The organism is Corynebacterium sp. 32222D000AT (genome assembly GCF_053546955.1).
The window spans coordinates 212191-221247 of the sequence record NZ_JBPPVW010000002.1; the positions used below are offsets into that span (position 1 = coordinate 212191).

General features: G+C 55.2%; 7 protein-coding genes. 6 read left to right on the top strand and 1 reads right to left on the bottom strand.

What is annotated here, in order from left to right; genetic code table 11:
* Positions 1-27: 27 nt before the first annotated feature.
* The 6 genes from ACEE23_RS02100 to ACEE23_RS02125 all read left to right on the top strand — a co-directional run bounded on the left by ACEE23_RS02100 (position 28) and on the right by ACEE23_RS02125 (position 7642).
* The gene (locus tag ACEE23_RS02100) at positions 28-960 is read left to right on the top strand and encodes an ABC transporter permease (RefSeq protein ID WP_368520252.1); all 933 of its coding nucleotides are present in this window, start codon (positions 28-30) and stop codon (positions 958-960) included.
* 175 nt (positions 961-1135) lie between these two features.
* Positions 1136-1840, top strand: coding sequence for an ABC transporter ATP-binding protein (locus tag ACEE23_RS02105; RefSeq protein WP_409338194.1), 705 nt, complete (start codon positions 1136-1138; stop codon positions 1838-1840).
* 95 nt (positions 1841-1935) lie between these two features.
* The gene (locus ACEE23_RS02110; RefSeq protein WP_368520250.1) at positions 1936-2877 is read left to right on the top strand and encodes a hypothetical protein; all 942 of its coding nucleotides are present in this window, start codon (positions 1936-1938) and stop codon (positions 2875-2877) included.
* Positions 2870-5059 carry a glycosyltransferase gene (locus ACEE23_RS02115; protein WP_448871616.1) on the top strand — a complete coding sequence of 730 codons (2190 nt, stop codon included), beginning with the start codon at positions 2870-2872 and terminating at the stop codon, positions 5057-5059. The genes ACEE23_RS02110 and ACEE23_RS02115 overlap by 8 nt, the downstream gene beginning before the upstream one ends.
* A 59-nt stretch (positions 5060-5118) precedes the next feature.
* Entirely contained in the window at positions 5119-6981 is a 1863-nt protein-coding gene (locus tag ACEE23_RS02120) for a hypothetical protein (protein WP_368520248.1), read from the top strand.
* Positions 6982-7210: 229 nt separating this feature from the next.
* Positions 7211-7642 (top strand): hypothetical protein, encoded by a 432-nt coding sequence (locus tag ACEE23_RS02125; protein WP_196977031.1) that lies wholly within the window; start codon positions 7211-7213, stop codon positions 7640-7642.
* An 823-nt stretch (positions 7643-8465) separates the two neighbouring features.
* On the opposite strand, the gene ACEE23_RS02130 is transcribed toward ACEE23_RS02125, so the two are convergent.
* The gene (locus ACEE23_RS02130) at positions 8466-8852 is read right to left on the bottom strand and encodes a hypothetical protein (RefSeq protein ID WP_049063042.1); all 387 of its coding nucleotides are present in this window, start codon (positions 8850-8852) and stop codon (positions 8466-8468) included.
* Positions 8853-9057: the final 205 nt, after the last annotated feature.

Here is a 9057-nt window from a genome sequence, read left to right on the forward strand (position 1 = left end):
GAGGCAACGGAAAGGGGGCCTAGGTAAATGAGTCGTCACCGAAAGCGGGAGAACTCCCGGAGCGTCGATTATTTCCAGAAGCTCAACGAGCAGATCACCCATTCCGACGGTCCGGTCCAGATCGTGTCCCCGGAGGGGCTGAAACCGCTCAACCCCCGGCCCAGCCTGCCCACCTATATCCAGCAGCTCTGGGAACGCCGCTTCTTCGTCATCGCGGAAGCCCGCTCCAAGGCCCTGCGCTCCACGCGCGACTACCGCCTGTGGAAGCTGTGGCTGGTGGCCAACCCGATCCTGGACGTGGCCTTCTACGGCTTCCTGTTCGGCTACCTGTTCAAGACCTCCCGCGGCATCGAGAACTTCATTGGCTACCTCATCCTCGGCATCATGTTCATGCGCATGATTACGGGCCTGTTCTCCGCCGGCAGCGGCCTGATTACCAAGTCCCGCGGGATGATCCGCACCTTTGCCTTCCCGCGGGCCTCGCTGGCATTCTCGCAGACCCTGCGCGCCGGCATCGATAACCTCCTGCCCGCGCTCATCGGCATGATCCTGGCGTTCTTGGCGCAGTGGGGCACCCCGCCCAACTGGACCATCATCCTGGTGGTGCCGCTGTACCTGATGCTGCACATCTTCGGCTGTGGGCTGATGATGATCGTGGCGCGCCTGACCGCCGAAATCCCGGACGTCAAAGCCCTCATCGGCATTGTGACGCAGGCGTGGTTCTTCCTGTCCGGCGTGATGTTTTCGTTGGATCGTTTCTCCCACACGCCGGCCGTCCAGGAGCTCATGTCGCACAATCCGGCATACATCTTCCTCACGGCGATCCGTGATTCGACCATCTACGGAACCTGTCCGGCTCTTTCCACGTGGCTGACCTTGCTGGCCTGGACCGTCGGCACGTTCGTGGTGGGCTTCATCTACTTCTGGGGAGCGGAGCACAAATATGTCCGACTTGCATAAGACCGACCAAGCAAAGACCGCCACTAGCACCGCGGCGACGAGCGAGGCGAACGCGGACGACAACGTCCACTACGTGGAGGAAGCCAACGTCGTCGTCCAGAACGTCTCGAAGCGCTACGTCATCAGCCAGTCCCGCTCCGACGACGCCCGGACCGTGCGGGCGGGCAAGAACAAGATGGTCGTCGACGCGCTGACCGATGCCTCCTTGGTCGCCGCGCCCGGCGAGTCCGTCGGCATCATCGGCCTGAACGGCTCCGGCAAATCCACGCTGCTTAACCTCATCGCCGGGGGCGAGTCACCCACCAGCGGCAAGATCCTGGTGCGCTCGCAGCCGATGCTGATGGGGGTCAGCCCCGCCCTGCAGAGGTCCCTGTCCGGGGAGACGAACATCTACCTGGGCTGCCTGGCGCTGGGCATGAAACCGGAGGAGGCTCGCGCGCAGATCCCGCTCATCGCCGAGTGGACCGAGCTAGGCGATGCCATCAAGCGCCCCATGTCTACCTATTCCTCCGGCATGAGCTCCCGCCTGGGCTTTGCCATCTCTACCGCCGTCAAGCCGGATATCCTCCTCATCGACGAGGCCCTATCCACCGGCGACGCCGCCTTCGGCGCCAAGGCGAAGGCGCGCATGGCCGAGGTCCTAGAGCGCGCCGGCAACCTCTTCCTCGTCTCCCACTCCATCGGGCAGGTAGAGAAGAACTGCCAGCGCTGCATCTGGATCAGCAAGGGACACATCATCGCCGACGGGCCCACCGACGTGGTCTCTCCCCAGTACCACGAGTGGGCACGCCTGATGGGCAAGGACAACAAAGATCCCGCGCACGAGTACCTCCAGGAAGTCACCGCGGCTTACCGGGCTCCGAACGTCGTTTTGGGTTAAACGGAGGTTCCCCAGTTACCTCACGAGGGTGAGATACCTTGTGTATTCTAAATTAGCAGTTGAAATTAGTCTGGATAATTGTGGAAAGGCCCAGGATGAGTGTTCTAGGCAAAATTCGCCACGGTAAAGCATTGACGCTGCTTCTAGCCGTGGCGTTTGTGCTGTTTGCAGTGGCTTTCGTCGTGCCGCAAGGCGTCGTGGAAACCATCTTCGCTCTGGCCGGTGGCCTTGTCGCTCTTATTTTCGCCGTGGGGTTTTTGTCTTGGGCAAAGCAGTCAGTGGGTGAACTTCGGCAATACTTCCGTCAGGTGGATGCTCGCCTCAAGAACCTGGATCCGCATATTTCGAACGCGGCCTCGCAAAGAAATACGGTCATTGAACAGCTCCAAGCGCGTACTGGCAAATCTAGTGCGCCCGCAAATCCAGTGCCTGCAGATGCTCCAAATAATACTTCGCCGTTCGAAGCTGAAGCAGGAAGTGTATACGCTGCCGGAGCGATCCCTGCATCCTCTGTGCAGCGGTCGAATGCGCCGGGAGTTATCGGTCGTGGGGCAGCCGCCATCAGCGTAACTAGCGATAAATATCAGAATTTCAGTGCGGTCTTCGACTCCTCCGATGATCGATGGGCTAAACGTGTAGCGGTCATTGGGACAACTGAATTGATGTCGGATCTGTCTGATTCGGTAGACCTAGAGACGCTCGAGCCGAATCAAACCCGGCGCGCAGTGGCTGCCCCACAGGACTACGTGATTATCGAAGAAGAAGCTTTCAATAAGGGGGCGTGGGCGCACGGGCTCGAGTCTTTCCGCTTGCAAGCATTCCTCGAGCTAATGGAGTCATTGAACCTAGCGAAGAAGCAAGGGGCCATTGTGCTCGTCCTTGCCGGAGCCGAGGTCACGACCTTGACACATTCGTTGCGAGAGGCAGCAGACTACGTAATTGGTGACGGCGAAGATGATAGGTCGCAGTTGGAAGGCTTGGCGATTTACGCCCAGCTAGAGAACTATCTGGAAAAGGAGAGCACACTCAATGTCTAAGGCTGCTGTATACGCTGACATTAACCCCAATATTATTGACGGCTCTTCCATCTGGATGATGTCGATCACCGAGGTCCTTAGCCGAGTCTTCGACGAGGTTTGGCTGGTTTTGAAGACTGAACCGACCGACAAGAAGCTGGTATCAGCGGTTTCGGTCTTGGACAATGTAGCCATTGACTACGTGCCGAATCCTTCGAGCGGGGAAATTAGCGTCCGCGATATTGGGCAGTGTGCTGCTCGCGTGAAGGAAATCCACGCTGCGGAAGGCCTTGATGCCGTTGTGGTCCGCGGCCTCGAAGCGTGTAATGCATTTTGCAAGGATCAGGGGCTTAGCGAAATCCTATGGTCCTACGTCACTGACCTGCCATTTCCGCCGAGCAAGCTATCCGCTAATGGCTTGAACCGTCTAGAGCGCGTTGCTTCTCGCTCAGCTGGCTTGTTCTCGCAGACGGAGACTTCCCGCTCCTATTTCGAAGCCCTTGCGCCTTCGGCCCCTGGGAAAACCTACCTCCTTCCTCCCATGATTCCCGACAAAGCCTTTGCCGACATGACACAAGATAGTGCGGGGAATGAGGGACCACTGGAGATCGTCTACGCGGGTAAATTCGCCAAGGACTGGAAGACCTTGGAGATGCTGGAGCTGCCGGCCAAACTCCAGGAGAGGGGAGTGCGTGCCCACCTGACAGTCATCGGAGCAAAGATCAATCGGGACAAGGACGATCCGAGCTGGAGTAGTCGAATGGCCCAGGCACTTGAGTCTGCCCAACGCGGGGAGTACCCCGGAGTCACGGCAGTAGGTGCGGTCGCGCGCGAAGAGTCTCTGCGCATGATTTCGGAGGCAGATCTGGGAATCGGGTGGCGTACTTCAAAGCTGGACTCCAGCATGGAGATCTCCACAAAGGCCTTGGAATACGCAGCAGCCGGCACTCCGCCGGTAATTAACCGCAATGGCGACCATGAGCTCCTCTTGGGGGCTGATTATCCCTTCTTCGTTAACGCACAGACTGACGTTGACCTGCTAGCCGAGACCATTGCGACGAATCTTGGCTCAGTCCCGCAGGTTCAAGACTCTGTCCAGCGTGTGGTTCACCAATACTCGATGAGCTCTGCTGTACAACGCTTGCGCGACGTCTTTACCCGCGCGATGGTCTTGCGCAATGATAAAGACGACGAAAATGCGTATGAGCCGACGAAGCTACTGGTGGCATCCCACGACCTCAAATTCGCTGGCGAACTGCTTTCTCGGCTGCTCAAGGATCCTCGCTTTGAGATTAAGTTCGACCATTGGGAGTCGCTACACAAGCACGATGAGGCACAAAGCAACGAGCTAGCCCAATGGGCCGACGTCATCTTCTGCGAGTTCGCTGGCCCAAACTTGACGTACTATTCAAACCACAAGGCCGAAGATACTCGCCTTATTGCTCGCCTCCACGGATTCGAAACACGCAATCGGGCTCCCTGGTTCGCCGACGCGAACTTAGAAGCAGTTGATTCTGTGCTCACGGTCTCGGAGCACTATCGACGGGCCACCATTGAATTCCTTCCCGAACTAGACGGCAAGGTCCAGGTGGTCCCGAACATGATTGACACCAAAGACTTTTCGCGCCCGAAGGGGCCAGATGCTCGCTACCACTTAGGCCTCGTTGGGATGGTGCCGTTCTTGAAGCGCCCCGACAAGGCTTTGGATCTGCTCAGCAAGCTACTACAACAGGACGACCGCTACTATCTCCACATCAAGGGGCGAATGCCTTGGGACTACCCCTACGTGTGGAAAGACAACCTACAGAGGCACAAATACCTCGACTTTTTCGCACGCCTACGAGAAGATGAGCTTCTTTCCAGCCACGTTGTTTTCGAACCGTTCAGCACGGACATTGCTTCCTGGTTGCGAGGAATCGGATTCGTCCTTTCACCCAGTGATGAAGAAAGTTTTCACCTCGCCCCAACCGAAGGCATGGCCTCCGGAGCTGTGCCAATAGTCTGGAGTCGTGCCGGCTCGATGGACGTCTTTGGCAGTGACAATGTCTACGAAGATCTTGCACAAATGGCCGAAGTCGTTCTATCCGCCCGCTCTTTCGAACGTTTCAAGGAAATGAGCTTCAGAGCCCGTCAAAATGCGGCGAAGTGGAACACGGACAGTATTTACACCCAGTGGGCCGGTATTCTCTCTAAAGACTTCTAAGGTAGGCAATACCTAAGCTGCGTTTGTCCTAGACCGGTCTCCTCTCTCGAAAGAAATAAATGAGTATTTTCTTATTAGCTATCCCCAAGGAACGCCAGCGCGAAGGCGGATCCGAGCAACGTGTGAAACAGAGCTCGGAGTTTTTGCGGCGGGTGTTTACAACCTATCGTGCCGTGGTCGGTAACCACTACGGAGCTGAACCGAAAATCGTACCACCGGGAGCTGATGGTCTGGCGTCCATTCTTACCTGGGCTCGTGACAAGGAACCCAATTCTGTACGCAAGAAGAAGGATTGGTGGGCCTATTCCTCGGGCCAAGACGTTGGCGAAGATCTGATTCACTATGTAAGCCGACGTGGCGAAAAGCTCGTTTTCACCGACCCGCTGTGGGGTTCGTACGTTGCAGTTTTTGGTGAGCGATACCGCGACTGCGTGACAATTTGGAACACCGTGCCTGCTCTGGAAACTGCGCACTACGCAGAGAACGAAGACTTCGTAGTGGTCTCAAATCGCCCACTACTAGCAGCTCTGGCTCGCGTCGAAGGAGTCCTGGCAGATGTGAAGCTTTCGGACGATTATTTGGATGAGTACGTGCTTTTTGGGTACAACGTGAGTTCAGCGTCGCCTTATGAAAAGGTATCAACACTTGCGGTAGATCAGGCCTTGGAAATCCGTGCTGGGCGTATTCGGATTATCGATGCTCCTGCGGGGAACCACTCACGGTTAGACAAGTTTCATACAGAGGAAGAAGGCGGCAAAGCCTTGGCATCTGCCCTCCAGGATGCGACGGAGCGTGCTTTTCGGGACTTCGGCGGCGGAGACGTACAACTACGCATGAGCGGGGGAAAAGACAGCCGCATCCTCCTGGGATTGTTGAGTAACCGAAAACTTCCACTGTATGCGGTGACTTACGGGCGTCCTTATGACGAAGAAGTTAGGGTGGCGCAAACCTTGTGCTCCCTAGCAGGAACTCCACTGCATGTCACAGCACCTAAGGAAGTTGATCTATCCGCAACGTCGGATAAGGTAGATAGGATAATTAGGCTTTCCGATGGTGTGCCTCCTTCGGAACCGCACACGGCTTTGTACGAAGGTTCTAGCCCTCGGCATGACGGTGATCCTATCGTTCTTGGGCAGTGGCCGCTCATGAAAGGCGGACAGGCTAACAAGTTGTCCTACACCCCACAGTCGTTGAAGAATGCGCTCCGCCGGCAAGCGACCTGGCTTGCTGCTGATTCTCTAATAGAGGGATATAACCAGTTCCTAGAGCAGTGGGCGAGCGACGTTGCTGTGAACCAATCGATTGAATACCTTTACCTTTTCGCACGGAGTTTCCGGTCTGGACGTTGGCTTCAAGGGCATATCAACCTCTACGAGCGGGATGCGGTAATAGCCTATCCCATTGCAGATGCCGAGGTTGCAGCTGTATCGGATGCTCTGACGATGTCAGAGAAAGTGTCGGAACGTGCATTGTTTAGGGCGCTGGAGCTTATTTGGCCCGCTGGAAACCGAGTCCCTCTTTCAAATGGCGGCAGTTGGTTGTTTGAGTCGCGAGGGGCAGACGAAAAAATAGGCCGAGATAGTTACGAGCAGCGTCAAAGTGCAGTTCCTGAGTTTGTTGACTCCAAAGATACGTATGTCGATGAACGATTGAAGACACTTAAGCCACGAGAATATACCGAAACGCTCGCGCGAGAATTAGCGGCCGAGTTACTAGAGTCGCCGAATCTTGAGAAGCTTAAATCCAAGACACAGCCTACATTTTGGCGGATCCTCGAGGACTTCTCGAAGGGCGCTGCCCTTGAGATCCCGGCGCACTCATCGCGACGTGAGATGATCAAGTTGATTTGGCGTCTCTACGTCGTCGACCGATGGATGCGCGGGCTATGGCTGAATGTAGCCAACGGTTCAGCTGAGAGCTAAGCACAGCCTTCGAACGAGGAAATAGTCTTCCACTCTTACGAGAGAATTGAGGTAAAGGACATGGAACGACCGAGGTCATTGGCACGATGGAAGAAGCAATACTCCTACGAAGGAGTGTCGCAATTTCTGGGCTCGCAGATTTGCGGGTAACCCCAAGAGGTACTATGCAGTTGGTATGGACTGCGGAAGCTGCATTGACTGTCAGTAGCGCGAATACGAGGAGTGAAACATGGTAAATAATTGGAGCATAACGTCTTTTGCCCATTACATGAATTCGCTTTTAAAGCGGTATTTTGCTCAAGAAAACCTCATTTCTTCCGGAGCTGTCGAGCTACGGGCAGCTTGGAGAACGGCTCAGTACGTCTACTGCGTATTCTCAGTAATGTCCACGAAAGGACTTGCGTATGTTGGCATGGAAATGCCCCCAATACCGAGTACTGGGGGAGTCTCATCGGAAGAAGATACTGCTGTCAAGGCCTGGGCAGATCAGCTTGCCGGTGATCCATTCGCCGGGGATTTAGACTACGGTTGCGGAGATAAAATAAAATGGCTCGGAACCGTTAGCGACAACACGCCTCAACGCTTTATAGAATTGAGGAGAGCGAAGGCAGACAAAAAGATGGGCACAGAGCTTTATATTCCACGAACCGGCCACGGTTAATCATTTACCCCCTGCCTCACCGCGCCTATTTTAATCTATGTTTTTCTCCATATTGAACCACTGGGGAACCACGTCGCTGCCATCATTGGACTCACGTAGCGGGAACATTGTCTTCACTCCACGTAGCTCTAGTCCTCCAGGGACCCACACTGTAGTTTCTATTACTGCTCGAAGTTCAAATGATCTTCCAGTTCCAACCTTTTTTCCATCATTAGTGCGGACAGCCTCATAGATAGGAGTTTCATAGATACGGTCGGTACCTTCCATCCTCGCTTCGCAGAGCCCTTTAAAGTACTTGTTTATCGTATATAGGTTCCAAATTCCGTGCTTATGCCTGATCTTGTCATAGCCCCAAGGACCCCCTTTTCCCCTTTTAGCATCCGGGGTGTACCAACCGCGTCGTAGTACCACAGGGGTCCCGCACCTGTCCCATATCCTAGAGCGCTTAGCGCTCGTAGAGCGTGGTCAGCATAGAAAAGCCGCCGAGTTTTCGGCGGCTTTTGGCTGTGTCAGGTAATCGCTATCCTCCCGGGCAATCTGCCGAGATTCCGTGGTGGCCTCGGGAAAAAGCACGTACAGGGCGGGGCTGTCGGGCACGAAAAATTCAGGGGCAAGCGTGCGGCGCAGCCGTACGCGCGGCAGCGCCAGGTGTCGACGCAGACGGCGACGGCGGCTGACTTGGTTATCGCTGACTTTGAACGCGGCTAACGCCAGCCAGCGCGCCCGCCCCGTCGTCCGGGGCGCTCTATGCGCTCTTGAGCGTCGAGCACATCACCCAGGCGTGGTGCAGGCGTCTCAGAACGCGGAGAATCGCTGGGGCTACTTAGGTCCGATCCCCTTCCAGGTCAAGGAAGCTGAAATAGGGGACATCCTCAACAGTTTCTCCAACAATCCCGAAGACCCTATTGCTGATTTTGTCGAGATCTTCCTCGTTCTTTTTTCGGACAGGGAAAACAAACTCTTGCTTTATTACGTAAGCTCGAAGATCCTCAAAATCGCCCCTACCTGCTGCTTCGATAGCTAGATTATAGTCGTCTTCTTCGGTTTCCACTGCAACGGGAGAAAAGTCATCCAATTCGTGAAATTCTTGAGCGAAGGAACTTTTAAACCGCTTTATCAGCCTTTCAAGTTCCGGTTGAGAGCAGTACAAATGCAGCTCTTCAACGAATTTCTGCTCAACTATTCCGTCCTCGAAGGAGTTTGCCGTCATGAAGAAACCTTTTCGCTCGCTATCCGCAGTCGCTATTAGCCTAATGATCGCCCTTTCCGGGGCGCAGGGAACAGCCAGCGCTACCCCAGCCACTTTGAGGTTACCCTCGTTTAGTGGACACCCTATTGGTGCGGATCTTGTGTCCGTAGGAGAGGATGTTCATTGTGAGTCAACAGCGCAAGAAATACACGCCGGAGTACCGGTG

What these genes read in the sequence shown, in the direction of transcription:
- ACEE23_RS02115 (WP_448871616.1), top strand. Translation starts at nt 2,870, where the DNA reads ATGTCTAAGGCTGCTGTATACGCTGACATTAACCCCAATATTATTGAC.
- ACEE23_RS02100 (WP_368520252.1), top strand. Translation starts at nt 28, where the DNA reads ATGAGTCGTCACCGAAAGCGGGAGAACTCCCGGAGCGTCGATTATTTC.
- ACEE23_RS02110 (WP_368520250.1), top strand. Translation starts at nt 1,936, where the DNA reads ATGAGTGTTCTAGGCAAAATTCGCCACGGTAAAGCATTGACGCTGCTT.
- ACEE23_RS02125 (WP_196977031.1), top strand. Translation starts at nt 7,211, where the DNA reads ATGGTAAATAATTGGAGCATAACGTCTTTTGCCCATTACATGAATTCG.
- ACEE23_RS02120 (WP_368520248.1), top strand. Translation starts at nt 5,119, where the DNA reads ATGAGTATTTTCTTATTAGCTATCCCCAAGGAACGCCAGCGCGAAGGC.
- ACEE23_RS02105 (WP_409338194.1), top strand. Translation starts at nt 1,136, where the DNA reads ATGGTCGTCGACGCGCTGACCGATGCCTCCTTGGTCGCCGCGCCCGGC.
- ACEE23_RS02130 (WP_049063042.1), bottom strand. Translation starts at nt 8,852, where the DNA reads ATGACGGCAAACTCCTTCGAGGACGGAATAGTTGAGCAGAAATTCGTT.